Raw genomic sequence first — 25,183 nt, forward strand, 5'->3', positions numbered from 1 at the left:
AATGGGGATTAATATATTAATCTTAAGTGTCGGGACAAGGAATAAAATAGTCCGGTATTTTAAAAAAGCTTTAACGGGTCAAGACGGGAGTCGTCTCGGGTCCGTGATTGCTACAGATATGAGTAGCATTGCTCCCGCGATATATGAGGCTGATAAATGTTATCAAGTTCCTCGAATGACAGCTCCGGATTATATAGAGGTTATTTTTGATATCTGTAAAAAGGAAAAAATAACGGCTGTATTGAGTTTGATCGATCCGGAATTGAGTTTGTTGGCTAAATATCGGGAGAAATTTGCGGCTCTTGGTGTTACGGTAATCGGTTCTGATTATGCTTTGTGCGAGATGAGCCTCGATAAAATGCAGATGTATGAATGGCTGATAAGGCATGGCTACAGGACTGCCAGAAGTTACACGGATAAGGCGGCCTTTTTCTCGGATGTCGAATCGGGGAAGATTTCTTACCCGGTATTTGTGAAACCCGTTCGTGGCAGTGCCTCAATCGCTATAAGTAAGGTTTGGGACAAAGAGACGGTAGATTTACTTTTTGCCCATACTGATCATTTGATGATTCAAGAATTTTTGGATGGCCAAGAAATCGGGGCGGATGTTTATATCGATATGTTGAGCGGTGAAGTCGTTTCTGTTTTCACGAAAAGAAAAATAGTCATGAGGGCGGGTGAAACAGACAAGTCCGTTTCTTTTAAAGATGAGAAACTATTTTGTTTGATCGAGAAGTTCGTGAAAGAGGCCGGATACAGAGGGCAAATAGATATTGATATTTTCGAGATAGGAGGGGAGTATTATATATCGGAAGTTAATCCCCGGTTCGGGGGAGGTTATCCTCATGCTTATGAATGTGGGTGTAATCACATGGATTTGATCGTGAATAATTTGAAGGGTAAATCCAATCCGGTGAATATCGGGGGTTATTCAGAGGGTATTCATATGATGAAATATAACGAGGTGATGATTCGATAAGGCGAAAAAATGGAGTAGATATGAGAAGTGGCATACGTAAAAAATGGGATAACCTGAATTTTAAGGTCGAGTCTATTTACCGGAAATACGAGTATAGGAAGAAAGCCAAGATTCGTTTAAAGCGGATGAATGGCGGGTACAAGTGTACCAAAGAATATAATGAGATTGTTGTTCCTTTTTGGAAAAAATACGGATTGAAGCCGAATAAGATGTGGTATCAGATTTTTTGGGATCGAACTCATGAACCGGATCCGCGCTATATTCCGGATGATTTGTGGTATGGGGTTATCGTCCCGTATTTCAGTAATTCACAATTTCGGCGTTTGGGTGAGGATAAATGTTTACATGATGTTTTTTTCAAAGATTTGATTCGACCGGAAACGATCGTGAAAAATATAGCCGGAGTCTTTTATGATACGGATATGCATATCATTACCAAAGAACAGGCGGTAGAGAGATGTATAGCGTATCAGGGTGAGTTTTTGATTAAGCCGTCAATAGATAGTGGAGAAGGAAGATTGATAAGTTTTTTTGACTCCCGGGCGGTGGATCAAAAGTCATTATTATCGGCTATGAATGGATTGAAGGCGAACTTTATTGTTCAAGAGGCAGTGAAGCAGCATCCGGTGTTAGCTACCTTGAATCCTTCTTCGTTGAATACGATTCGTGTTGTGTCGTTTTTATTTGAAGGTACGGTTTATATTTTATCTTCTATTTTGCGTATGGGGGCGAGTGGACATAAGGTGGATAATATCGGTGCGGGAGGATTCGCTTGTCCGATTCAGGCAGATGGTCGGTTGACAGAGAAAGGTGTTAACCGGAAAGCCGAGTGGGTTACGGAAAACCAGCATGGTATTCGTTTCGCGGATGTTATAGTGCCTTCTTACGATAAAATCATCGCAGAGGTGAAAGAACAGCATTTGAAATTGGCTCATTTCAAGTTGATTGGTTGGGATTTTTCCGTGAATGAGAGTGGAGAGCCTGTTTTTATCGAATATAATGTTTGCCCGGGATCCAATCAGATTACTTGTGGTCCAACTTTCGGAGATTTGACAGAACGTGTGTTGGAGGAAGTCTTCGTGAAGAAGACCTTGAAATATGCCCAGAATTAAATGAATATACAATAATTTAGGTAAAGGAAATTAGATATGAAAATTGCTATTTTAGGAGCAGGAAATGCAGGATGTGCGGTTGCGGCTGATTTGACATTGAAAGGCCATGAAGTCACGTTGATTAAAACATCCCACGCGATGCATGATGATAATTTCGAGTATTTACAAACGCATCATGGAGAAATGACTTTGAATGAGTTTGGAGAAGTATCAACCGCCTATATTCACCGGGTTACGCGTGATGTGAAAGAACTGCAAGGCACCGAAATCGTAATTATATATATTCAGACGAATTTTCATGAACAGTTAATAGAACGAATTGCTCCATATTTACAAAAAGATCAGATTCTTTTGATTAATCCCGGCTATTTATCCACGGCGTATGTGCTTAAATATTGTCAGGACAAACCGATTATCGTGGCAGAAGCGCAAAGTTCTTTTATTGATGGTCGTATTATGGAACCCGGGCAATTTAAAGTTGGTTTTCGTAATGTAAGGAATCCGATCGGGATTTATCCTTCGTCGAGAAGGGAAGAAGCAATAGAAAAGTTGGATCAATTACAAGAGCGATTTGTTTATCTGGATTCCGTGGTAGAGGCTGCTCTTCATAATCCTAATTTGGTAGTGCATACCGTGGGATCTGTGATGAGCATACCTCGTATAGAGAAATCTCATGGTGATTTTTGCATGTATCATGAAGCGTACACGCGGGATAATCCTGCAACTTGGAGAGTTTTGGAGGCGATGGATGCGGAAAAGATGAATGTTTTGGAAAAATTAGGTTTTGCAAGGTTAAGCTACGTGGAAGCTTGTAAATACCGGAATTCTCTGGATGACGATAAAGATGCGAAAGAGGTTTTCTTGGATTATGCGGAGATGGATACGCGTGCTAAAGGACCCACCAAAATAGATTCCAGATATATTTCGGAAGACGTACCTCAAGGATTAGTGATGTTAGAGGCTTTAGGTAAATCACTTGATGTTGCTACTCCTATTGTTTCCGGTTTGATTGAAATAGCGAGTGCCGCTTTGGGGCGTGACCTTCGTGCGGAGGGAAGAACTCCGGAGAAGTTGGGTAGGGAGAATATAAAGAGAATACTGGAGGACTGTTGATCCAACGAGAAATTATGAAAGAAAGTATTTTGCAGAAATTTATTCGTTTGTTTCGAGATATTGATAATGAAGTTCTTCCTAAAGCGAGTCTTTTAGAACGAGTTAGAATAGTTTTCGATTTTTTGTGGGAAAAAATAAGATATGATATTGAATTGATAGATTATGTTCAATATCGTTTTTATTTTAAAAAGAGAATTGAAAGGAATCGATTTATCACGCATGGGAAATTGTTGAAGATCATTAGAATATGTAATGATTCGAAATCAAGAATATTTTTTGACCAAAAGCCATTGTTTAATCAGGAATTTAAAGACTATTTAGGAAGAGATTGGCTTGATACGAAGATTTGCTCAAAAGAAGAATTCTTTTCTTTCTGTAAAAGAAATCCCGTACTTTTCTGTAAATCTCCTGACGGAATGTTTGGAAAAGGGATTAATATAGTTCATTTGGCGGATATAAGTAATTTGGACCTTTTCTATGATACATGTAAAAAGGATAAGCTTTTACTAGAAGAAGTGTTGGTGCAAAATAGTGAGTTAGCAGCATTTAATGATACTGCTGTGAACACACTTCGTATCGTAACGTTGATTTGTGCGGATGATACTGTTCGAATTATGGCTGCAGTTTTACGATTGAGCAGAAAAGGTAAATTTGCCGATAATTTCCACCATGATGGAATTGCTTCGTTGATAGACATAGAAACCGGAATTGTTAATACTGTAGGTGTGGATCGTAAATGGAACCGATATACGGTGCATCCAGATTCAGGAAAACCGATTGTAGGATTTCAAATTCCTAAGTGGATTGAAATTATAGATACGGTAAAAAAAGCCGCTAAAGTCCATCCTGAAGTTAGGTATGTGGGATGGGATGTAACCATAAAAAATAATGGAGAAATCGTTTTGATAGAAGGTAATCCGGGTGCAGATCCTGATGTGACGCAAATTGAAGATCAGATTGGGAAATGGCCATTGTATGAACCTTTGTTATTTGAAATAGCGAATTGTAAAAAATGATTTGAACCTATCATTATCATGCATAAAATTACTTTTATTGGAGATATTACTTGTGATAGACCCTTATTGAATGCTGCACATAATCGAGATATTGGCAATTATAACTTCTCTCCTGTTTTTGGAAAAGTTAAAAGATTGTTTGCAGATTCTGATTATGTGATAGGCAATTTTGAAACAGTATGTGCGGGAGATAAGAGTGGGTTTCAAAATCAGTATATGTTATGTAATGCTCCGGATGAATTGATACAAGCCATGGTGCAAGGTGGAATCAATTGTGTCACTACGGCCAATAATCATTGTTTAGACCAAGGAATCAAGGGACTTATTCGTACAATCGATGAATTAGACAAAAATAAAGTTTTACATACGGGTACGTTTAAATGCGAAGATGCTTCAAACCGGATTTTATATTTAGATTTAGATGATATTGTTGTCGCTATAATATCGAATACTTATTCGACGAATGAGTCTAATACAGGGATCGTTCTGAGTGATCGAAATGACTATCACGTGAATCTGCTCAAGAAGCCATGTGAATTGATCCTTGTTGGCAAAAGGAAGTGGGCTAAAAGGCTTTTTTTTAAATTCATTAGTGCGAGGAATCGGAGAGCTATAAATCGAATTGTGGCAAGACTGAAACTGAGGAAAGGGAAAGTATTTTTAAAACCAAGAGTTGATGTTATTATGGATGGCGATACTGATAATAAATATTTAAGTTCGCTGGTTGAAGATTTGAAAGTCGCCAAAAATAAAGCTGATTATGTGATAGTCTGTCCACATATCGGGGGGCAATTTAATGAAATTCCTGGGTCATATAGTACATTTATGGCTGATTTTGTTTTAAAACATGGAGCTGATATGTTAATCGGGAATCATCCGCATGTTATCCAGAAAGTTGAAATAGATAAGGGAAAAGTTGTCGCTTATTCTTTGGGTAGTTTCAATCAATCTCCGAGTGCTGATTATATTATTCATGATGCTTTACCAGAGTATTCATTGGCTGTTCATGTTTATTTTTCGAAAAATCAAGATAAAGAGATAAAAAGGATCACATTTTCTATTTTGAAAGCGGTGGAAGATACTAACAAGATGCTTGTTGTTTATCCCATTGATGAATTATATGGGGAATTGGATGAAGAGCAACGAGTCCAATTGGAGGAAGATGTGAAGGTTGTTTACAAAAGAATCACGGGGAATGTGATTCTCAAGGATGTGATACAACGTGAATATGTATTAAAGTAATACGATGGAAGATTATTATAAGATAAGCTTTACCGGAGATATCATGTGTGAGCTTCCTTTACTGAAAGCTTCAAAACGTGATAAAATATATGATTTTGAATTTGTTTTTCATGGCGTAAAAGATAAATTGTCAGAGTCTGATATTGTTATCGGTAATTTAGAAACTGTATTTGCGGGAGAAACAGCTGGATATACGAATGATGTATATTCTTTTAATACCCCGGATAGTTTTGTGTCTGCGATGAAAAAAGCGGGGATTAATTATGTGAGTACCGCAAATAATCATTGCCTTGACCGTGGCATCGGAGGAATGGTTAGGACATTAGACTTGTTAGATCAATGTGGGATAAAGTATTTTGGAACTTATAGGAGTAAAGAAGAAAGGATACCCTATGAACTTTTAGAGATTGGTGATAAGAAAATAGCCTTAATTGCTTATACGTATGGAACAAATGTCGTGGAGAATGGAATTGTCTTTAAAGATGATGAAGAGTTCTATGTTAATCTTTTGAAATCTCAAAAACATGAATGGTTGAAATTTGAGAAAACTCTAAATACACCGGGTATTCGTAGTAAACTCTCACGATATATACGAAAAGTGACCACTTTGGAACAACGAATGCGACTCAAAAAACGACTTGGAATGTTGAAAAACACTCCTAAATTGGATGAGTTGTTAGAAGGTGATCTCTATCCGCAATATTTAGAACGACTTAAATCTGATGTGGAGAAAGCCAAAAGTGAAACGGATTATGTTTTTGTTTGTTTGCATTCCGGTGGTTTATTTAATATTAAGGTGGGGGCATACACGGAGTATATTGTGGATTTTATCGCTCGTGCGGGAGCGGATTTTATTGTGGGTAATCATCCGCATGTTGTTCAAAAATTTGCAGACAAAGGTTGTTTGGTTGCTTATTCGTTAGGTAATTTTAGTATATCTCCCAGTTCACTTTACTTGGTGAGAGAAAATTTACCTGAGTATTCAATCTTGTTACATTTCTATTTTGACAAGGGTGATCAATCGCTTCGTAAAGTGACATTCTCTATATTAAAGATTGTGGAATCTCGAAATGGAAGTTTAAGTGTATATCCAGTTAATGTGTTGTATGACAAGTGTATTATTGCTAGTGAACGAGATCAATTGATGAAAGATTGTACAAGAGTGTATAATATTTTTACTGATAAACAGGAGATGTCGATAGACATCTTGGATGAGTATGTGTGCTTTAAAAGAAATTAAGAACGTATTATGAAAGTTTGTTTTTTTGCGCATTACAGTTTTACCAATAGTGATGGGGCAACTCTTTCGATGTATAATATCATTGATGAAATGATGCGTCGGGGAATAGAGGTTGTCGTCGTTTTAGCGAATACGAGAAATTTAGAAGATAGAATCGCTGAAGGAAGAATCAAGTTTATAATCGCTCCTTTATATGGGATGAGGATGGATTTGAATAGGAGTACTCCGATGACAAAAGTAAAATTCTTCATGAAAAGTATCTGCAATTCTATACATAAAAGAAAAATAGAAAAGGTGCTTAAATTGGAAAATATTGATATTATTCATATAAATGGACTTGACAGTAGTATCGGTGCTGAAATCGCACAAAAATTGAAAATTCCATATGTTTGGCATATTCGCCAATTTATGGAGGTTGATTTGGGTAAGAAATTATTTCGAGAAAAATACGTGTACAGGTTGGTTGCCAAGGCTTCTTCTGTTATAGCGATATCTAAAGATGTGCAAAATAAATTTGAGCCGATTTTAGGGCGCAAAATGGACCTTGTATATAATGGGGTCCCTATTGAAAAATATAGAATTGAGGATGTCTCTAGATTTGAAGCTCCGATAACCCGTATCCTTTTAGCGGGAAGGATCTCTGTACAAAAAGGTCAAATGGATGCCGTTAAAGCTGTAGAGTTATTAATACAGCGTGGTATTGATAATATTTTCTTGACATTGGTAGGGCAAGGAGAAACAAGGGAGTATTTGGAATACGTGAAATCGTATATAAAAGAGCATGGACTTGAAGAAAAGATTTGTATTCAAGAACATTTGGATGATTTGAGGGAATTGCGAAGGCAATGTGATATCGGTTTGACGTGTTCTAAAAAGGAAGCGTTTGGACGGGTTACCGTGGAGAATATGTTGGCTAAAATGCTTGTTATTGGGGCTAATACAGGAGGTACCGCAGAGATTATCAATGATGGTGATAATGGTTTGTTGTACGAGGAGGGGAATCCGAAAAGTTTAGCCGATCAAATAGAATATGCCGTGTCGCATAGAGATAAGGCTCAACAAATGATAGAACAAGGGTTTATTCAAGCTATAGAAGATTATTCCATAAGGAGAGTTGTAGATCAAATATTGAATTTGTATAAATTAATTGATAATCGTTTTACCATTTGATATAAGTAAATATGCAGTTGCCAATAATAATTGTCATACTATCTCTCGTGGGAGGTGTATTTTTCTGGAGAAAAAGAAGGGATTTGTGGAATCCGGCTTCTGTATTTTTATTTCTATGGGCCTTGGTCGTTTATTTGGCTTCCTTGCGATTGTATAATCTGATTGACATTAGTACGAAAGCATATGTTTTTGTATTGATTGGAGTTGTTTCTTTTTTTATTGGTTCTTTGTTTGGAGATAATTTACGATTGAGTAAAAAAAGAGTAAATCAATGGTATGAAATAAACTACAATCGAATGAATATAGCATCAATTATTATAATTGTGTTTAGTTTATTCCGAATATTATTTATTCTTAAATTGTTGTCTGGTGGTTATTCTTGGTGGGAGATTCGGTTAATGTCAACCTCGGAAGAAGGAGGTCTAGGAACTTTGAAAGGTGGAAACGTGTCGATGTTTGTGCATGATTGCATAATTGCTCCGTTAATGTATTTGATAGTTCCTACGTTATTTGCAGAATTGTTAGTCGGTGCTAGAAATAAGAAGTTTATGATTTTAGCTGTAGCTGCAATGACCTGTTATTCTATATCGACTGTTTCAAGAGCTGTATGGGCTTTTTCTATTTTGTATATATTGTTTATTGTTCTCCTGTATAGGAGAGAATATAGATTTTCAAAGAAAGTGAAACGAATGATGAAATATGGTATTTTTGTTGTTTTTCTTCTTTGTATTATAATATACAGGATTACCTTGATGCGTAATGTTGAGGCTGATGTTCTTACAAATATGTATTCGTATATAACAGGATGTATGCCTTTGTTAACACTTCATTTGGAGGAAATGACATCCTCGATAAGAACTTATGGTGCTATGTCATTAAATGGCTTTTTATATCCAATATTTTTTGTTTGTAATTACTTGCATATATTCCCTTATCCCGAGGCTTTTGTTGATGCTCAGTTCGTTAAGAATTCATTAGAAGTTTTTATGCCTTTATCTCCTCATATTACAATGAATGCGTATGTAACATTGTTCTATTATTTCTATATTGATTTCGGGTATTTCGGGATTTTCTTAGGTTCCTTTACTTTTGGATATTTGTGTATGAAATCTTATAAATGTTTCAAACGGGATGGAGATATAAGAAGTCTTGTTCTTTATTTGATATTAATGCAATTTATTGTGTTCTCTGTAGCCAGAATATATACAGGACTTTCAACGAGGGCTTTATCTTTAGTTTGGATTATGTTTATGTTTTATGAAGTACGAGTTAAGATGTCTAAAAAAAGCGGTGAGGTGATTGTTTAGTTGCGATATAAGTGCGAATTATATTTAACATGTTGTATTTGCTGTTGATGAATAGAAGTCTATGGGAATAATAAAGAAAAATTTGATATATAACGTTACTTATCAAATATTGGTAATAATACTTCCATTTATTACCGCTCCATATATATCAAGAGTGTTAGGGGCTCATGATGTAGGAGTTTATTCTTACACCCAAGCATTTGCAAATTATTTTTATCTTTTTGCAATGTTAGGTGTAATGAATTATGGTAATAGAACTATTGCGGCAGTCAGAGATAACTCGGATGTGTTGAGAAAAACTTTTTGGGAGATTTTCTCTTTTCAGTTTTTTGTGGGGATGTTAGTTTCCGTGGCGTATATTTTTTATTGTATATATTTTGTGGAAGAAGACAAGCTTATATATTATATGCAGTTTTTCTATGTGATCTCTGGTGTTTTTGATATTAATTGGGCTTGTTTTGGATTGGAGAAATTTAAATTAACAACTATTCGTAGTGTTGTGGTGCGTTTGGGAATGGTAGTTGCTATTTTCTTATTTGTGAAAGAACGATCTGATTTAGCTGTTTATACAGGAATTCTTTCTGTTGGAAACTTAATTGCAGCATTTGCGGTATGGCCATTTGTGCTAAAACGTATAGGATTTAAGATGCCAACATTAGAGGGTATATTGAAACATCTTAAACCAAATCTTATTTTGTTTTTTCCTGTAATTGCTGTTAGTATATATCATCTTATGGCAAGATTAATGCTTGGAGGGCTCAGTACAGAAGAAGAAGTTGGTTTCTATACTTATGCGGAGCGGATTACTCAAATACCAAATACTTTAATTTTGGCATTGAATTCTGTAGTTATGCCAAGAATGGCGAATTTATATGCTAAGAATGATCAGAGTACCACAAGAAATCTTATGGATAAGGTGATGTTGTTTGCTATGTTTATGAGCGCATTAATGGCGTTTGGGTTAGCAGGTGTGGCCCCAATTTTTGCCCCTTGGTTTTATGGTAATGAATTTACTCGATGTGGTTTATTTATAGTACTACTTTGTCCAATTATTATATTTAAAGGATGGGCAGGAGTGTTGAGAACCCAATATATTATACCTAAAGGGAGAGATAAGGTTTACATTATCTCTTTAACTACAGGTGCTATTGTTAGTTTGCTTCTTAATTTCTTATTGATACCTAAATATTGTGGTACTGGGGCTGTTATGGGAACATTAGGTGCTGAGTTATCTGTTTGTTTGGTTCAATTTGCGTTGATACGAAGAGAAATTCCATTTGCAATGTATTTGAGAGATGGTTTGGTATTTTGTGGTTTTGGTATTGTAATGTATCTTGTGATAAGTTATATGAGTCGCATCGAAATGTCTCCATTTTTCTTAATGCTTATGCAAATTGTAACAGGAACTTTGATTTTTGTTATTCCCGCAGTTTTTTATTGCGTCAAGGTAAAAAGATTTGATTTTAAAATGTTAAAGAGAGTGTTCTAAATAAATTGTTAAAATGAACAAGCAATACAAAATAGCAGTAGCCGGTACCGGCTACGTCGGTTTATCAATGGCCACTTTGTTGTCGCAACATCATGAGGTGGTCGCCTTGGATATTATTCCGGAAAAAGTGGATTTGATTAATAATAAGAAATCACCTATTCAGGACGATTATATTGAGGAGTATCTGGTTAATCGTAAGTTGAATTTGAAAGCCACGTTAGATGCGGAAATGGCTTATAAAGATGCTGATTTTGTCGTGATAGCGGCTCCGACAAATTATGATAGCCAGAGGAATTTCTTTGATACATCTGCGGTTGAGGCGGTGATAGAGCAAGTTCTTCGTTATAATCCCGACGCATTTATGATTATTAAAAGTACGATCCCGGTAGGTTATACGGTTTCTGCGCGTGAGAGGTATAACATGAAGCGTATTCTTTTTAGTCCGGAATTTTTGCGGGAGTCTAAGGCTTTGTATGATAATTTGTATCCAAGCCGGATCATCGTGGGTGTAGACTTATCAGATGAGGAATTAGTGGAAGCTGCTCATGTTTTTGCAGGGTTGTTGCAAGAAGGGGCTATAAAAGAAAATATAGATACTTTGTTCATGGGATTTACGGAGGCGGAGGCTGTAAAATTATTCGCAAATACATATCTCGCTTTGCGTGTTTCTTATTTTAATGAGTTGGATACGTATGCGGAAATGAAGGGGTTGGATACCCAAGCAATCATCAATGGCGTGTGTCTGGATCCCCGGATCGGGAATTATTATAATAATCCTTCTTTTGGTTATGGAGGGTATTGTTTGCCGAAGGATACGAAACAATTACTCGCTAATTACGCGGATGTACCCGAAAATTTGATAGAGGCGATCGTGGAAAGTAACCGGACAAGGAAAGATTTCATAGCGGATCAAGTGCTTCGTTTAGCGGGTTATTATGCTTACGGGGAGGAAAATGAATGGAGTAGCGTGCGGGAACATCCCGTTACAATCGGTGTGTACCGGTTGACAATGAAGTCTAATTCAGACAATTTTAGGCAGTCTTCTATTCAAGGGGTAATGAAACGAGTGAAAGCAAAAGGGGCTACTGTAATTGTTTATGAACCGGCGTTACCGGGTAACACGACATTCTTTGGATCGGAGGTCGTGAATGATTTGAAGCTCTTTAAAGAACGTAGTATGGCTATTGTTGCCAATCGATATGATGTGGAGTTGGATGACGTGAAGGATAGGGTATATACACGAGATGTGTATAGAAGGGATTGATCGTATGTAATTTTAAGAGAAGGGTATTTCGAGAGGAAAGGCGTTTGAAATTTGGGAATGTTTGTGTATCTTTGTTCGTGAATTCATGATTAATTTTTATTGGAGATGAAAGAAAAAGATCTACTTAAAATCAAAGCTGTTCTTCTATACTTGCTCAAAAAGTTTGGTAAAGAGGTTGATTATATTAAGATCTTTAAGTTATTATATCTTGCCCAAAAAGAACATTTAAAACTTTTTGGACTGCCTTTATTCAAAGATGATTTTTATGCTTTTGTTGCAGGTCCCGCTCCTAGTGTGACTTATAATATTTGTAAAGTCGCTGAAGGTAGTCTACATGAGCCTGATTTAGACTTAATCGCGGCTTCAATACATGTTCAAGAGAAAAAAATTGGCAATAATCGAATTAAATATGTAAGTGCATTGGAGGAGCCAGAAATGATTCGGTTATCTAAATCAAATATTAAAGTATTGGATATCATATTTGATAAATATCACTCGTATTATTCAAGTAGATTATCAAATATCACCCATAATGATAATGCTTGGAAATATGCCAGGGAAAAAGGGAATGGTAAAGTTGAAAAAATGCCTTTAACTGAAATAGCTAAAACTGCTAATATTCCCCAGGAAATGATGGAATACGTGAATGAAATGATCATGATGAACGGAATGGCATAGTATAATGAAGAAATCGGGTCCATCATCTGTATCGTCAGCGTCTAACGCTTTGCAAATCGCGAAAGAAAAATTAATGCTTGAATATGGATGTATTCATCTTATAAAGATGGATGAGAAGGATGGATTAGTTCTGCCTAAAGGTAAAGAGTTTCATAAGAAGTTTGTTGTAATTATAGGAAATACAGCAGATAATATTTGTTACGGGGCGGTGTTAATTCAGTCTAAACCGAACTCTTGGATGATTTCGTCCGAGCATATAAAAAATGATTTTCATCCATTATATCGGGAGGATTATGATTTTATTAAGGATGAAGAACATAGTCCCTCGTACGTGGATTGTGGGCAAATATTTTCTTTTGACCGGGATAGAATAATTTCAGAAAATGCTTACAAGGGGAAATTGCAAGAGGTCGATTTACAAGCTGTTGTTGCTAAAATAAAATCATCAGAAAGAATAGATGAAATTGATAAAATAGAATATGGATTGGTAGATTATCAATAGTCCTTCCTTGTAATAAAGTTGTATTTATGTAAAATATTTCCGACGGGGTAGTTCTGCCGGGTTGATGTTATATTAATTTCCGATTTATGAAAGATAGAATTTGGCTTTCTCTCGCTCACATGGGTGGACGGGAGCAGGAGTTTATACGTGAAGCGTTTGAAACGAATTGGGTGGTTCCGCTGGGACCGAACGTGAACGCTTTTGAAAAATCTCTTCGAGATTTTTTAATTGAAGATGGAAAATTGAAAGTTGAAAATGAAGGGAAGCAGGTGGTGGCGTTGAGTGCCGGGACGGCGGCGTTGCATTTGGGGTTGATACTTTTAGGTGTAGGTGAGGGGGATGAGGTGATTTGCCAGAGTTTCACGTTTTCGGCTTCGGCGAACCCGATTGTTTACCAGGGGGCGACACCCGTGTTCGTGGATAGCGAGGCGCAAACTTGGAACATGGACCCGGTGCTGCTGGAGGAGGCGATCAAGGATAGATTGGAGAAAACGGGGCGGTTGCCCAAGGCGATTATCCCGGTGCACTTGTACGGGATGCCGGGAAAACTGGACGAGATTTTGGAGGTTGCCTCGAGATACAAAATACCCGTGCTGGAGGATTCGGCAGAGGCGTTGGGTTCGGAGTATAAGGGACGGATGTGCGGGACGTTCGGGGAGTACGCGGCGTTGTCGTTTAACGGGAACAAGATCATCACGACGTCGGGTGGCGGGGCTTTGGTTTGCCCTTGTGAAGAACGGGCGAAACGGGCTTTGTTTTACGCCACGCAGGCGAGGGAACAGGCGCCGCATTACCAGCACGAGAAGATCGGGTATAATTACCGGATGAGTAATATATGCGCTGGGATTGGGCGGGGACAGATGCTCGTGCTGGAAGAGCACGTGAGGAGAAGGCGGGAGATTCATGATTTGTACGTGCGGTTGTTGAAGGGCGTGAAGGGAGTACGGGTGATGTGCCAGCCGGGGGGAGGAGATTTTAACTCGAACTACTGGTTGACGTGTATCACGGTGGAGCCGGGAGAGGCGGGGTTCACGCGGGAAGACGTGAGGCTGGTGTTGGAGGCGAATAATATAGAGAGCCGCCCGTTGTGGAAGCCGATGCACTTGCAGCCGGTGTTCAAGGATGCGCCGTTTTACGGGAACGGGACGAGCGAACGGTTGTTCGAGGTGGGGTTGTGCTTGCCATCGGGACCGATGTTGACGGATCAGGATATTGAACGGGTGGCGCAAGTCATTAAACAATTGAAAATTGAGGGTTGAAAATTGGAAATGATGAAAGTTGAGGATATGCCCCGGGCAGAGTGTGCCCGGGGCTTTTTGTTTTATAATATTAATTGAAATTTTTATGATTGAAAAGTTAGAAAACGCGAGATTGTTCTCTTGGTTAGAGGATACTCGTGGCGAAATGGCAAGAGCCGAAATTGAGGCAATGGTGCGGGAGTTCATGATGGATTTGAAGGGCTGGATTCGTGAGGAACAGGATTACGAGGTGGTGTGTCGAGGGTTGGAGAGTGTTCATATCCGGTTACAAGTTTTGGACGAGGTGATTCGAACTACTGGCGTGACGGGGAAAAAAAGAAGTAGCGGGTTGGTGCGTGCGTGCCGTATTGTGGTACGTGGAGGTCGAGATCCGGCTGGTTCACAAGAGATTGGTGCATCCGGAATGGTTCGTCCGGCGTTCGGATGATTTTCCACTTGTTATCTGGAGATCGGGGAATGCTAAAATGGAAATCGCCGAGATGGCGTTAGGAATTTGTTTGGCAAAAGTGCTGTGGACTCCAAAGGGGATGTTGATGGAGTATAACGACATAATTCGGCTTGCAGAACAGATTTTTGGGATAAAGCTTCCGAATCACGGTGAATTGAAACGGGATGTGTTAAAGAGAAAAAAGGATTTAGTGGTGTTTCTAAATAGATTGATATTTTTGATAGAACAGGCACGAGATGAAAAAGATGCTTGATAAGCGTTAGCGTTTAGGTGGAGCAATGATTTAAATACATTTGTTCCACCTTTTTTTGATCAGAAAAGGTGGATTGATAATCAGTGCCTTATTTTTTATTTTGTCCATATGTGTGGAGTGTGTAGTAAAGGAATTTCGCGGGTGCAGTAATTTTGTTGCCGAAAACGAGAGAGAATTGAACGTTAGTATTCATTTAAAATGTAAGCTTATGGCAATAGTAAGAAATTATTTAGGAATTAGAGGACGAATCGGTGGTTTTGTCTTGTATCGCTTGGGTGATAAAACTTTTTTAAGAAAGTGGGTGAGGAGGAATAAATCCAGTACCGAGGAGCAACAAGCGGTGAGGGCGAGGTTCCGGGCGGCTGTCCGGTTTTACCAGAAAGTGCAGGATACTCCTTTGAAGAGGATGTTGGACATTTCGGCTCAAGGGATTTGTGTTAGCGGGTATGCTTTTCACATGAAGGTGAATTTGAAAGCCTTCCGCCCGGACGGGAAGATCGGGGATTTTTCACAACTTCAATTTACGGCAGGGAAACGAGAGCAGGGGTATAATTGGAAGGGGTGGATTGACAAGCAGGGTGAGGTGGCATTGGAATGGGAAAATAGTGTGAAAGGCAATTTGAAGGGACGGCGGGATCGGTTGATGGTCGCGGTGTTGCACGAGGGGCGTTCGTTTTCGCCCGTGTTGGCGGATGAGGTGAATGCCCGGCGAAAGGATGGGAAAGCTACGTTCAGGGTGCGGCGTGTGAAGAGGGAGAAAGTGCACGCGTATTGTTTCTTTATGTCCCCGGACGAGAAACAGTTGTCGGTAAGCCAATATGTTTGCCTGGAGGAGAGGGAATGAAACCGGTGACAGATGTGGTTAACGCGGTCGGCGAGTTGATCGGTCGGTTGACTCTCCCGGGGAGGGAGAAGAAAGAGTTGGAGGCGGAGATTTTGAAACTGGTGTACGATCGGGAACGGGAGATGGCAGAAGCACAGGCAAGCGTGTTGCGGGAGGAGGCGGCCGGTAATTGGTTGCAGAGGTCGTGGCGACCGTTGGTGATGTTGACGTTCGCGGTGATTGTCCTGGCGGGGGCGTTTACAAGTTTGCCGATCCTGGAGGATTCTTCCCGGTTTTGGGATTTGCTGGAAATCGGGTTGGGCGGATATATTGTCGGGAGAAGCGGGGAGAAAATGTTGTGGGCTATCGCACAAAAACGACGCTAATTTAGTGATTTACGATTTATTAATTTAAAGATTTTGGTTATGGCATTTTCAATTGAGAATGATTGGTTAGAGGGTGACGGGGTGGTTCACCTGAGTTGCGTGAAGAATACGCGGGCTATTGTCGGACCGGACATGATTATTTTGCATTACACGGCAGGAGCGGGTTGCATGTCGTCTGCTTATTACCTGACCCGACCGGATGTGGCGGCTTCGGCTCACCTCGTGATCGGAAGGGCGGGGGAGGTGGTTCAACTGGTGCCGTTTAACATTGAGGCTTGGCATGCCGGCAGAAGCTGGTACGCGGGACGGGGAGAGTTGAATCATTATTCTATCGGGATCGAATTGGATAACCTGGGGCAACTTCGTTTGGAAGGAGGAAAGTTTGTGGCGGAGTGTGGAAGGGTGGTTCCTTTCAAGGAGGTGTACATGGATGATTCCGGGGAAGGACTTACTTACTGGCACAGGTACACGGAAGTACAAATGGAGGTGTTACGGTATGTGTGCCGGTTACTGAAGAAGCGTTACCCGATAAAGTACGTGGTGGGGCATTCGGACGTGACGGTGAGGAAGGTGGACCCGGGACCGGCGTTACAATTTAGTGATTTATGATTTATGATTGGGGCGGTGCGCAACGCTTCAATCGAGAGAGTGAGTTTTTTATTTATTAACTATTTAAATTTTGTTGTTATGGCAATATTTGATTCTAATTTACTGGGAAAAGTAACGAAGTCCGTTGGGAACGTGACGATGTGTTACACGAATAAGAAGAATATCGCGAAAGCGAAGGTCTTCAAGAGGAAAGATAAACCAACTTCGGAGATATTGGATCAGCGGGCACGGATGAAGGTGTTGGTGCAGTTGGCTCGTCGGTTGTTAGCGGTTATCCGGAAAGGATTTGAAGGTACCGGGAACGGTACGACTTCCAATGCTTTTGTCAAGGAGAACATGGGTGCCGTGAGCGTGGCAGAAGGACACGTGGCGACGATAGAGTTCGAGCAGTTGAAGGTGGCATCGGGGATACTTCGTGTGCCGGAAGTTACGGCAACGTACAGTGCGGAGACGAGCAAATATCTGTTCGAGCAGGCGGGAGATGAAGACGAGGATGCTTTTTCGTTGGTGAATGATAAGGTGTATGCCGTGTTGTTCGAGACCGCGTTGAAACGGCTGAAGATTGTCGCGTTGAGGGACAGAGGCGAGAGTGGCAGTACCAGTTTCCCTCTTCCGAAAAATTGGGATACGACGAAAGTGGTGGCATATTGTTTTGCCACGTCGAAGAACGGCAAGTTGGTATCGGATAGTGACTACTTGAGTATCGAGTGATTTAATGATTTCCGATGAAGTGATTTATGATGGGCGCTTATTTCACGCAACTGGCAGATAATTTGGTGGTGGAAATTTTGAGTGTAGTGGGAGGTGTGATCAGCTCGGTAGTGGTGGTTTGGTGCAAGTGCCGATGGGAACGGAAGCGTTCCGGGAGGTGAGAAAAGGAGGTAGCTACGGCTACCTCTTTTATTTTAAAGTGGCTATCTTGAAATAAGTTTTCAGTATGATGAAAATTTATGGCTGATTGGGGAAAAGTTTTCATTATAATGAAAATGGAGCCCGTTACAGGCTCCATTTTTTATTAGTTTTATTTTTTCAATCGCTCTGTGAGAAGAGGGACAATCTTGCGGACATCACCAACGATACCCAAGTCTGCCACGTTGAAGATGGGGGCGAACTTGTCTTTGTTGATGGCGATGATGTAGTCGGATTCTTCCATACCGGCAAGGTGTTGGATCGCTCCGGAGATACCCATGGCGAAGTACAAGTCGGGACGTACGGTTTTACCGGTTTGTCCCACCTGGCGTTCGTGACCGAGTACGCCGGCATCCACCATTGCACGGGATGCGGATACTTCCGCACCAATGGCGCCTGCCATTTCGCGTAACATGTCGAAGCCTTCGGCATTACCTACTCCACGACCACCGGAAACGAGAACGTTAGCCTCGGTGATGTCGATCAGGTTTTTCGTTTCTTTCACGGTTTCGATCACCCGTACGCGGAATTTAGATTGGTCGAAGTTGATTTTCACGTCTTCGATAGTTCCTTTCCGGTTCAAGTCACGCTGTCCCATACGCATTACCCCCGGGCGAACGGTTGACATTTGCGGGCGGTGTTCTTTACAAACGATGGTTGCCATCAGGTTACCCCCGAATGCCGGACGAGTCATTAACAGACCTCCGTCTTCACCGATTTCCAATCCGGTACAGTCTGCTGTCAAACCGGTTTCTACACGTGCGGACAGGCGAGGTCCCAAGTCACGACCGATCGTGGTGGCACCGATTAACACGATGCTCGGTTTGTTCTCGGTGATGATTTGATAGATTGCTTGCGCGTAAGGTTCCGTGGTATAAGTCGCGAGTTCCGGAGCGTCTACCCGCAACACGGTGTCGGCGCCGTAAGCAATACATTCCTGTGCTTGCGTGGAAAGGTTATGTCCGAGTAACATGGCATATACTTTCTCGTTCAAGGCATCAGCTAATTCTCTGGCTTTGCTCAACAATTCCAGAGCCACGTTTTGAAGCACGCCTTCTCTTTGCTCAACGAAGACGTAAACGTTTTTATATTGTGCTTTGTCCATTCCTGATATTTTAAATAATAAACTTCTCTTTTAGCTTGTTGATAATGATGTCTACGGCTTCCGCTGGTTCTACTTCGTAGATTTGTCCTGCAGCTTTCACACCTTTCGTGAATGATTTGAATACACGGGTGGGTGAACCGTTCAGACCGATCTTCTTATCGTCAACAGTGATGTTGTCGTAAGTCCAAGTTTCGATTTCCTTATCGTAAGCTTCCACGATTCCTCTCACGGACATGTAGCGGGGTTTTACGCCTGATGCCAAAGCGGTGAATACGCATGGGGCATCGACTTCCACCATCTGGTAGCCTTCTTCCATGGATTTCTTCACGGTAAATGTCTTATTACCGTCGAAGGTCAGGCTTTCCACGTAGGTTACCTGCGGCAAATCAAGATGTTCCGCGATTTGCGGTCCTACTTGTGCGGTATCCCCGTCAATAGCCTGGCGTCCGGTGATTACCAGGTCGAAATCCAACATTTTCAAAGCGGCGGCAATGGTATGAGAGGTTGCCAAAGTATCGGCTCCTCCGAATTTGCGGTCGCTCAACAAGATAGCACGATCAACTCCCATGGCGTAAGCTTCTCTCAAGATGGCTTCAGCCTGTGGCGGTCCCATCGTGACAACCGTCACGTGTGCACCGTATTGATCTTTTAATTGGAGGGCGAACTCGAGTCCTCCTTTGTCGTCAGGATTCATGATACTGGGTACCCCGTCTCTGATAAGGGTTCCTGTAACGGGATCCAGTTTGATTTCCGTGGTATCCGGAACTTGTTTAATACAAACAACTATCTTCATTTCAATCGTCTTTTACTTTAATAAATTTGCAGCAATTACCATTCTTTGAACTTCCGAGGTCCCCTCGTAGATTTCGGTGATCTTGGCATCTCTCATCATTCTTTCAACCGGGTATTCACGGGTGTATCCGTATCCGCCGTGGAATTGTACCGCCTTGGTTGTTACTTCCATGGCTGTTTCGGCTGCAAATAATTTACACATGGCAGCATCCGTGGAATAAGCCTCTTTCTGGTCTTTCTTGTAGGCGGCTTGCCTTACCAGCAGGCGAGCTGCTTCGATTTTGGTTTGCAAGTCTGCCAATTGGAATTGCGTGTTCTGGAATTGACCGATGGCTTTCCCGAATTGTTTGCGTTCTTTCACGTATTTCACGGTTTCGTCCATGGCTCCTTGCGCGATACCCAAGGCTTGAGAGGCGATACCGATACGTCCGCCGTCAAGTGTTTTCATGGCGATACCGAAGCCTTTGCCTTCTTGTCCTAACAGGTTTTCTGCCGGAACGATACAGTTTTCCATGATTAATTCGCAGGTCGCGGAACCGCGGATACCCAATTTTTTCTCTTTTTTACCCACGGAGAATCCCGGGAAATCTTTTTCCACGATGAAGGCAGAGATACCTTTGGTCCCCTTGGATTTGTCGGTCATAGCCATGATGATGTACACGTGAGCGTAACCGGCGTTGGTAATGAATATTTTGGAACCGTTGAGCACGTAATGATCTCCCTCTTTCACGGCAATGGTCTGTTGCGCGGAGGCATCCGTACCGGCGTTAGGCTCGGTCAATCCGAATGCTCCGATCCATTCCCCGGAGGTCAGTTTGGGAAGATATTTTGCCCGTTGCTCGTTGGTTCCGTGTTCCATGATCGGGGCGCAGCACAGAGAGGTGTGTGCGGACACGATCACACCGGTAGTGGCACATACGCGGGATAACTCCTCTACAGCCATCGTGTAGAGAATGTTGCTACCTCCGGCTCCGCCATATTCCACCGGGAACGGAATACCCATAATACCCAATTTCGCCATTTTTTCAACGGTTTCGATGGGGAATCTTTCCGACTCGTCCACTTCTGCCGCCAAGGGTTTTACCTCTTTTTCCGCGAACTCTCTTATCATTTGTAAGAAGAGTTGCTCTTTTTTTGATAGACTGAAATCCATTATTATTAATGTTTTTTTAATTGATTGAAGCTAGTTGTAATCCTAAATCAGCATTTTTTTAAAATCAACGCCGTTCCCATACCTCCCCCTATACAGAGGGAAGCCATACCTACTTTAGCTTCACTGTTTAGCATTTCATATACAAGTGATACGATGATGCGGTTGCCCGATGCCCCGATGGGGTGACCCAGTGCAATAGCACCACCGTTTACGTTTGTACGTTCGTTTATCCATTCCCTCGTTACGCCGTGTTGTGCCATCAGTTCATGAATTACTCCCAGTGATTGTGCTGCAAACGCTTCGTTCAGTTCGATCACGTCAACATCAGATAGTTTAATGTTAGCGTTCTTCAGCGCATTGGCGATAGCTGGCACGGGTCCCATACCCATGATGGCGGGATCCACACCGCCTTGCCCGACACCGATAATCTCGCATAGGGGAGTTAAATTGTTCTGTTTAACAGCCTCTTCCGACGCGATCATCACGAATGATGCTCCGTCGTTGATTCCGGAAGCGTTACCGGCTGTCACGGAACCCTCTTTCTTGAAAGCGGGACGCAAGGTCGATAATTTTTCCAGGGATGTCTTTCTGTTGGGGAATTCATCCGTATCGAATTGTAAAACTTCTTTTTTCATTTTATATTCGATAGGCACAATTTCGGCTTTGAATTTACCATTATCGATAGCAGCGATAGCACGCTTCTGCGATTCCATGGCAAATTCGTCCTGTTCCTCGCGGCTGATGGAATATTTTTCTGCAATATTCTCTGCCGTGACTCCCATGTGGTACCCCTCGAAAGCATCCGTGAGACCATCGAATACCATGTGGTCGATGACGGTTACGTCTCCCATGCGGTGTCCGTCACGGACGTGCCCGGGGAGAATGTAACCGGCTTTTGACATGGATTCGGTACCTCCCGCGATGATCAGGTTCGCCAATCCCGCTTTGATAGCGCTTACGCCGTTGAGTACGGCTTTCATGCCGCTACCGCATATCATGTTAATACCGTAGGCCGGTACTTCCTGGGGGATACCCCCTTTGATAGATGCCTGACGGGCTACACCTTGACCCTGTCCGGCGGATAGTACGTTACCCACGATTACCTCATCGATATTGGCAGGATTAACTCCGGTTTCTGCAATAATATTTTTGATTACCGCTGCACCGAGGTCTGCTGCTGATAAAGAAAGAGTACTTCCCAAAAATTTGCCGATCGCTGTTCTTTTTGCTGCTACGATATATGTCTTCATTATTGAGGCATAGGTTTTAAGTCTTTAGAAACTATTAATTCACAGCCTGTTGCTGCTTTGATGTCATCCAATGTAAATTCACTGTTTAATTCTACTAGTTCGATACCTGCCGGGGTAACGTTCATCACACCCATTTCGGTGATAATCATGTCGACCTCACCGGCTGCCGTCAACGGCAGGGTACATTCTTTTAGTATCTTGTGGCTTCCTTTTGCCGTGTGTTCCATGGCAAGGATTACTTTTTTAGCACCGACCAGAAGATCCATGGCTCCACCCATACCCGGGGCTTTTTTGCCGGGGATGATCCAGTTTGCCAAGTTCCCTTTCTCGTCTACCTGTAAGGCACCAAGAATGGTTACATCCACGTGTCCACCCCGGATGATACCGAAGGAAGTGGCACTGTCAAAGCTGCATGCCCCGTCAATAGCCGTGATGAAACCACCGCCGGCATCCGTCAGTTCCGGATTTTCTTTTCCGGCTTCCGGTTTCGGTCCCATGCCCAACAATCCGTTTTCGGATTGCAGTACCACGTGTACGTCACTCTTCAAGTAGTTCGGAACCATTGTCGGTAATCCGATACCCAAGTTTACCACGTCGCCGTCTTTTAATTCGAGAGCTACTCGCTTGGCGATCACTTCTCTTACTTGATCTTTATCCATAACCGTTTTGATTTTTGATCGTGAATTTAATTATTTATTTCTTCTTCTAACAAATTCTTGTGCAACAAATGAAGCCACGTCGTCGGCGTAGGTGTTCATCCCGAATCCGGCGTCGTAACCCAATTCTTTTGCTAACTCGTGGGAAATACGGGGTCCGCCGCAAGCAAGGATAACCTTGTCCCGCAAGCCTTCCGCCTCGAGCATCTCCACGAGTTCAATCATGTTGTGAATATGCACGTCTTTCTGTGTAACGGTCTGTGAAACCAGAAGGGCGTCCGCTTTCAGTTCGATGGCTTTGGCTATAAATTCTTCGTTGGGAACCTGGCTACCCAAGTTGTGGGCTTCGATCATGTCATATCGTTCCAAGCCGTAGTGTCCCGCGAAGCCTTTCATGTTCATGATGGCGTCGATACCCACGGTGTGGGCGTCGGTTCCGGTGCTGGCTCCCACGACGATTAACGGGCGTCCGATGTTTTCACGGATAAACTCGTCTGTTTCGTGCATATCCCATTTCGTACCTTCCACTTTCGGCACGTGGATATTCGTGTAATCCACGGTGTGCGTGCAGCTCCCGTAGCAATTGAAAAAGGTGAATCCCTTGGTCAATTCCTTGTGATACACGACTTGCGGGTTCTCGAAACCCATTTTCTTCAACAATTGTTTTGCGGCTTCGATAGCCTCGTCCCCGGCGGGTACGGGCAACGTGAAACTCAATTGAGTTTTCCCGTCGTTCATCGTGTCGCCGTAGGGTTTTATTTTTTTCAGATCCAGCGTCTGGTCGAAATCATTTTTCTCGGTAGAATATAATCCTCCACTCATAGTGTCGCTCCTTTCTTTTCAATTCTCAATTTTCAATTTTCAATTGTTGTTGAGCATTAGCTCAATAAACGGGTTGTAGTAATTGGCTCCCTTTGCCGCTACACCGTCAAGTCCTTTACCGCCATTCTTCGGGCGTTTCACGTCTCCGAAGATACCTTTTTCAAGTGCGGTGAAAAGTCCTTCCCGCTCGATGTTCTCGAGTAGCGCGATAGCGTTGTCCAATACCTCTTTGGCACGACTTTGGATGATCCCGTCCTTTTTGAATTCTACCTCGTCGCCGATGTTTTTCATGTTACCGAAAATGTATTTGGCATTCTCGATAGAAAGGTAACGGTCGGACATGAAAGGCGTGTGGATAGCTTCCGTCGGCATTCCCAATAGTTGGATACCTTGTGAAGTCCATATCCCGATCATGTTGAAAAGTGCATCCTGTATGTGTCCGCGGAAAATGTTTCCCGTCATGAATTTGGTCGGAGGCATATATTTTAAAGTGGCTTTCGGGAAGATCTCCCGGGTCATTTGTGCTTGGGAAAGCTCCAGCAGGAACCCGTTTTCCAACGAGGGGTCCATTTCAAAAGCGTGTCCCAATCCCATTTGTTCTTCTTTCAGCCCGGCGATTAAAGCCAGTTGTTCGTTAATCAGGTCGGAAGCCAGCACGGTATGGGCTTGTTCCACGGCGTCGGCGGTAGTCAGGTAGTTATCCTCACCTGTGTTGATAATGACTCCGGCGAATCCGTTGATGACCCGTGACATGAATTGGTCGACCAGTGTACGTTGCATATTAATATCGCGGAACAGGATACCGTAAAGGGCATCGTTCAGCATCACGTCCAAGCCTTCCAAAGCACCCATGGCGGCAATTTCCGGCATACACAACCCGGAACAGTAGTTACACAAGCGGATATAACGTCCTACTTCTTCACCCACTTCGTCCAGTGCTTTACGCATGATGCGGAAGTTTTCCTGGGTGGCGAAAGTTCCCCCGAAACCTTCGGTGGTAGCTCCATAAGGCACGTAATCCAACAAACTCTGCCCTGTTGTACGGATTACGGCGATAACGTCGGCTCCCTGGCGTGCGGCTGCTTGAGCCTGTACCACGTCCTCGTAGATATTTCCGGTTGCCACGATCACGTATAGGTAAGGTTTCGGACCTTCGCCTATCGTTTGCAAGTAATTTTCTTTCTTGGCGCGGCGATCACTGATGCGTTTGATACTTGCGTCCACGTAAGGTTTCAAGGCTGCCTTGATCTTGTCCATCGGGTGAACGGGCAACGTGGTCATATCCAGCTGTCCCTCTGCAACTTTCTCTGCTATTTGTTGCGGGTCCATTCCGGTTTCCACGATCGTGTTACCCAAGAAAAAGAGAATACCTTGACTTAACACTCCTTTGTCTTTGATCTCGTCTACCAAGACGTTGGGAAGCGGCACCGTGTTGGCATCAACGCCATCAATGCCGAGCAAGCGGCATAATGTACGCTCAACGGCAACGGTAGAGTACTGCTCCACGAATTTCTGTACATCGTCGGCTATCTTTCTAGCCACGTCTTTCGCGTGTGCTACTTTGTTGAAATCTAACCCTAATTTACTGTTCTGCATATTTTTGTTC

The 25,183-nt window shown here is 42.2% G+C and carries 27 protein-coding genes; 20 read left to right on the forward strand and 7 right to left on the reverse strand.

Translation table 11 applies throughout. The features are described 5' to 3' along the window. The first annotated feature begins 1 nt into the window (after position 1). From BN8899_RS11305 to BN8899_RS21290, 20 genes are all read left to right on the forward strand, one after another. The gene (locus BN8899_RS11305) at positions 2-979 is read left to right on the forward strand and encodes an ATP-grasp domain-containing protein (RefSeq protein WP_065219514.1); all 978 of its coding nucleotides are present in this window, start codon (positions 2-4) and stop codon (positions 977-979) included. 20 nt (positions 980-999) lie between these two features. Next, positions 1,000-2,091: a sugar-transfer associated ATP-grasp domain-containing protein gene (locus tag BN8899_RS11310; RefSeq protein ID WP_065219515.1), complete on the forward strand. Its 1,092-nt coding sequence runs from the start codon at positions 1,000-1,002 to the stop codon at positions 2,089-2,091. A gap of 36 nt (positions 2,092-2,127) precedes the next feature. Further along, complete coding sequence (locus BN8899_RS11315; protein ID WP_065219516.1) at positions 2,128-3,204, forward strand: NAD/NADP-dependent octopine/nopaline dehydrogenase family protein; 1,077 nt, start codon at positions 2,128-2,130, stop codon at positions 3,202-3,204. Between the two features lie 14 nt (positions 3,205-3,218). Then, complete coding sequence (locus tag BN8899_RS11320) at positions 3,219-4,220, forward strand: sugar-transfer associated ATP-grasp domain-containing protein (RefSeq protein ID WP_065219517.1); 1,002 nt, start codon at positions 3,219-3,221, stop codon at positions 4,218-4,220. Positions 4,221-4,238: 18 nt separating this feature from the next. Then, on the forward strand, positions 4,239-5,462 hold the full coding sequence (locus BN8899_RS11325) for a CapA family protein (RefSeq protein WP_065219518.1): 1,224 nt from the start codon (positions 4,239-4,241) through the stop codon (positions 5,460-5,462). 4 nt (positions 5,463-5,466) lie between these two features. Next, positions 5,467-6,702, forward strand: a complete 1,236-nt coding sequence (locus tag BN8899_RS11330; protein ID WP_065219519.1) for a CapA family protein — start codon at positions 5,467-5,469, stop codon at positions 6,700-6,702. Between the two features lie 9 nt (positions 6,703-6,711). Continuing rightward, positions 6,712-7,872 carry a glycosyltransferase family 4 protein gene (locus BN8899_RS11335; RefSeq protein WP_065219520.1) on the forward strand — a complete coding sequence of 387 codons (1,161 nt, stop codon included), beginning with the start codon at positions 6,712-6,714 and terminating at the stop codon, positions 7,870-7,872. A gap of 11 nt (positions 7,873-7,883) precedes the next feature. After that, the gene (locus tag BN8899_RS11340) at positions 7,884-9,179 is read left to right on the forward strand and encodes an O-antigen polymerase (protein ID WP_065219521.1); all 1,296 of its coding nucleotides are present in this window, start codon (positions 7,884-7,886) and stop codon (positions 9,177-9,179) included. A gap of 61 nt (positions 9,180-9,240) precedes the next feature. Then, positions 9,241-10,668, forward strand: coding sequence for a flippase (locus tag BN8899_RS11345; RefSeq protein ID WP_065219522.1), 1,428 nt, complete (start codon positions 9,241-9,243; stop codon positions 10,666-10,668). Positions 10,669-10,681: 13 nt separating this feature from the next. Continuing rightward, positions 10,682-11,932, forward strand: coding sequence for a nucleotide sugar dehydrogenase (locus BN8899_RS11350; RefSeq protein WP_065219523.1), 1,251 nt, complete (start codon positions 10,682-10,684; stop codon positions 11,930-11,932). A gap of 105 nt (positions 11,933-12,037) precedes the next feature. Then, complete coding sequence (locus BN8899_RS11355) at positions 12,038-12,610, forward strand: Panacea domain-containing protein (protein WP_065219524.1); 573 nt, start codon at positions 12,038-12,040, stop codon at positions 12,608-12,610. A gap of 4 nt (positions 12,611-12,614) precedes the next feature. After that, positions 12,615-13,112 carry a type II toxin-antitoxin system PemK/MazF family toxin gene (locus BN8899_RS11360; protein WP_065219525.1) on the forward strand — a complete coding sequence of 166 codons (498 nt, stop codon included), beginning with the start codon at positions 12,615-12,617 and terminating at the stop codon, positions 13,110-13,112. 86 nt (positions 13,113-13,198) lie between these two features. Then, the gene (locus BN8899_RS11365) at positions 13,199-14,371 is read left to right on the forward strand and encodes a DegT/DnrJ/EryC1/StrS family aminotransferase (protein WP_065219526.1); all 1,173 of its coding nucleotides are present in this window, start codon (positions 13,199-13,201) and stop codon (positions 14,369-14,371) included. A gap of 85 nt (positions 14,372-14,456) precedes the next feature. Next, entirely contained in the window at positions 14,457-14,798 is a 342-nt protein-coding gene (locus tag BN8899_RS11370) for a hypothetical protein (RefSeq protein ID WP_065219527.1), read from the forward strand. Between the two features lie 52 nt (positions 14,799-14,850). Continuing rightward, positions 14,851-15,072, forward strand: coding sequence for a hypothetical protein (locus BN8899_RS21140; protein ID WP_040371314.1), 222 nt, complete (start codon positions 14,851-14,853; stop codon positions 15,070-15,072). A gap of 208 nt (positions 15,073-15,280) precedes the next feature. Further along, a complete protein-coding gene (locus BN8899_RS11380) occupies positions 15,281-15,916 on the forward strand; it encodes a hypothetical protein (protein WP_018337405.1) in 636 nt (211 codons plus the stop codon). Further along, positions 15,913-16,281, forward strand: a complete 369-nt coding sequence (locus BN8899_RS11385) for a 3TM-type holin (protein WP_018337404.1) — start codon at positions 15,913-15,915, stop codon at positions 16,279-16,281. The genes BN8899_RS11380 and BN8899_RS11385 overlap by 4 nt, the downstream gene beginning before the upstream one ends. Before the next feature lie 39 nt (positions 16,282-16,320). Continuing rightward, a complete protein-coding gene (locus BN8899_RS11390) occupies positions 16,321-16,890 on the forward strand; it encodes an N-acetylmuramoyl-L-alanine amidase (protein ID WP_065219528.1) in 570 nt (189 codons plus the stop codon). 78 nt (positions 16,891-16,968) lie between these two features. Then, positions 16,969-17,601, forward strand: coding sequence for a hypothetical protein (locus tag BN8899_RS11395; protein WP_065219529.1), 633 nt, complete (start codon positions 16,969-16,971; stop codon positions 17,599-17,601). Positions 17,602-17,627: 26 nt separating this feature from the next. Further along, positions 17,628-17,762, forward strand: a complete 135-nt coding sequence (locus BN8899_RS21290; RefSeq protein WP_255366262.1) for a hypothetical protein — start codon at positions 17,628-17,630, stop codon at positions 17,760-17,762. 149 nt (positions 17,763-17,911) lie between these two features. Here BN8899_RS21290 and BN8899_RS11400 read toward each other — a convergent pair whose 3' ends face one another. The 7 genes from BN8899_RS11400 to BN8899_RS11430 are packed head-to-tail and all read right to left on the reverse strand — an operon-like array spanning position 17,912 to position 25,173. Next, entirely contained in the window at positions 17,912-18,904 is a 993-nt protein-coding gene (locus BN8899_RS11400; protein WP_018337401.1) for an electron transfer flavoprotein subunit alpha/FixB family protein, read from the reverse strand. 10 nt (positions 18,905-18,914) lie between these two features. Continuing rightward, on the reverse strand, positions 18,915-19,697 hold the full coding sequence (locus tag BN8899_RS11405; RefSeq protein WP_018337400.1) for an electron transfer flavoprotein subunit beta/FixA family protein: 783 nt from the start codon (positions 19,695-19,697) through the stop codon (positions 18,915-18,917). Positions 19,698-19,709: 12 nt separating this feature from the next. Further along, positions 19,710-20,849 carry an acyl-CoA dehydrogenase gene (locus BN8899_RS11410; RefSeq protein WP_018337399.1) on the reverse strand — a complete coding sequence of 380 codons (1,140 nt, stop codon included), beginning with the start codon at positions 20,847-20,849 and terminating at the stop codon, positions 19,710-19,712. 47 nt (positions 20,850-20,896) lie between these two features. Then, positions 20,897-22,099: an acetyl-CoA C-acetyltransferase gene (locus BN8899_RS11415; protein WP_018337398.1), complete on the reverse strand. Its 1,203-nt coding sequence runs from the start codon at positions 22,097-22,099 to the stop codon at positions 20,897-20,899. After that, positions 22,099-22,758 (reverse strand): 3-oxoacid CoA-transferase subunit B, encoded by a 660-nt coding sequence (locus BN8899_RS11420; protein WP_018337397.1) that lies wholly within the window; start codon positions 22,756-22,758, stop codon positions 22,099-22,101. Before BN8899_RS11420 ends, BN8899_RS11415 begins: the two co-directional genes overlap by 1 nt. A 30-nt stretch (positions 22,759-22,788) precedes the next feature. Further along, complete coding sequence (locus BN8899_RS11425; RefSeq protein ID WP_018337396.1) at positions 22,789-23,577, reverse strand: lysine 5,6-aminomutase subunit beta; 789 nt, start codon at positions 23,575-23,577, stop codon at positions 22,789-22,791. A 39-nt stretch (positions 23,578-23,616) separates the two neighbouring features. Continuing rightward, on the reverse strand, positions 23,617-25,173 hold the full coding sequence (locus BN8899_RS11430) for a lysine 5,6-aminomutase subunit alpha (RefSeq protein ID WP_065219530.1): 1,557 nt from the start codon (positions 25,171-25,173) through the stop codon (positions 23,617-23,619). Positions 25,174-25,183 lie beyond the last annotated feature (10 nt).

Source organism: Butyricimonas sp. Marseille-P2440 (assembly GCF_900091675.1).
Taxonomy (GTDB): Bacteria; Bacteroidota; Bacteroidia; order Bacteroidales; family Marinifilaceae; genus Butyricimonas; species Butyricimonas synergistica.

Coding starts and splice junctions, on each gene's coding strand:
- BN8899_RS11430 (WP_065219530.1), bottom strand. CDS start 25,173: ATGCAGAACAGTAAATTAGGGTTAGATTTCAACAAAGTAGCACACGCG.
- BN8899_RS11390 (WP_065219528.1), top strand. CDS start 16,321: ATGGCATTTTCAATTGAGAATGATTGGTTAGAGGGTGACGGGGTGGTT.
- BN8899_RS11400 (WP_018337401.1), bottom strand. CDS start 18,904: ATGGACAAAGCACAATATAAAAACGTTTACGTCTTCGTTGAGCAAAGA.
- BN8899_RS11350 (WP_065219523.1), top strand. CDS start 10,682: ATGAACAAGCAATACAAAATAGCAGTAGCCGGTACCGGCTACGTCGGT.
- BN8899_RS11380 (WP_018337405.1), top strand. CDS start 15,281: ATGGCAATAGTAAGAAATTATTTAGGAATTAGAGGACGAATCGGTGGT.
- BN8899_RS11320 (WP_065219517.1), top strand. CDS start 3,219: ATGAAAGAAAGTATTTTGCAGAAATTTATTCGTTTGTTTCGAGATATT.
- BN8899_RS11365 (WP_065219526.1), top strand. CDS start 13,199: ATGAAAGATAGAATTTGGCTTTCTCTCGCTCACATGGGTGGACGGGAG.
- BN8899_RS11410 (WP_018337399.1), bottom strand. CDS start 20,849: ATGGATTTCAGTCTATCAAAAAAAGAGCAACTCTTCTTACAAATGATA.
- BN8899_RS21140 (WP_040371314.1), top strand. CDS start 14,851: ATGGCGTTAGGAATTTGTTTGGCAAAAGTGCTGTGGACTCCAAAGGGG.
- BN8899_RS11330 (WP_065219519.1), top strand. CDS start 5,467: ATGGAAGATTATTATAAGATAAGCTTTACCGGAGATATCATGTGTGAG.
- BN8899_RS11415 (WP_018337398.1), bottom strand. CDS start 22,099: ATGAAGACATATATCGTAGCAGCAAAAAGAACAGCGATCGGCAAATTT.
- BN8899_RS11310 (WP_065219515.1), top strand. CDS start 1,000: ATGAGAAGTGGCATACGTAAAAAATGGGATAACCTGAATTTTAAGGTC.
- BN8899_RS11370 (WP_065219527.1), top strand. CDS start 14,457: ATGATTGAAAAGTTAGAAAACGCGAGATTGTTCTCTTGGTTAGAGGAT.
- BN8899_RS11315 (WP_065219516.1), top strand. CDS start 2,128: ATGAAAATTGCTATTTTAGGAGCAGGAAATGCAGGATGTGCGGTTGCG.
- BN8899_RS11325 (WP_065219518.1), top strand. CDS start 4,239: ATGCATAAAATTACTTTTATTGGAGATATTACTTGTGATAGACCCTTA.
- BN8899_RS11360 (WP_065219525.1), top strand. CDS start 12,615: ATGAAGAAATCGGGTCCATCATCTGTATCGTCAGCGTCTAACGCTTTG.
- BN8899_RS21290 (WP_255366262.1), top strand. CDS start 17,628: ATGATGGGCGCTTATTTCACGCAACTGGCAGATAATTTGGTGGTGGAA.
- BN8899_RS11305 (WP_065219514.1), top strand. CDS start 2: ATGGGGATTAATATATTAATCTTAAGTGTCGGGACAAGGAATAAAATA.
- BN8899_RS11425 (WP_018337396.1), bottom strand. CDS start 23,577: ATGAGTGGAGGATTATATTCTACCGAGAAAAATGATTTCGACCAGACG.
- BN8899_RS11395 (WP_065219529.1), top strand. CDS start 16,969: ATGGCAATATTTGATTCTAATTTACTGGGAAAAGTAACGAAGTCCGTT.
- BN8899_RS11420 (WP_018337397.1), bottom strand. CDS start 22,758: ATGGATAAAGATCAAGTAAGAGAAGTGATCGCCAAGCGAGTAGCTCTC.
- BN8899_RS11355 (WP_065219524.1), top strand. CDS start 12,038: ATGAAAGAAAAAGATCTACTTAAAATCAAAGCTGTTCTTCTATACTTG.
- BN8899_RS11385 (WP_018337404.1), top strand. CDS start 15,913: ATGAAACCGGTGACAGATGTGGTTAACGCGGTCGGCGAGTTGATCGGT.
- BN8899_RS11405 (WP_018337400.1), bottom strand. CDS start 19,697: ATGAAGATAGTTGTTTGTATTAAACAAGTTCCGGATACCACGGAAATC.
- BN8899_RS11345 (WP_065219522.1), top strand. CDS start 9,241: ATGGGAATAATAAAGAAAAATTTGATATATAACGTTACTTATCAAATA.
- BN8899_RS11335 (WP_065219520.1), top strand. CDS start 6,712: ATGAAAGTTTGTTTTTTTGCGCATTACAGTTTTACCAATAGTGATGGG.
- BN8899_RS11340 (WP_065219521.1), top strand. CDS start 7,884: ATGCAGTTGCCAATAATAATTGTCATACTATCTCTCGTGGGAGGTGTA.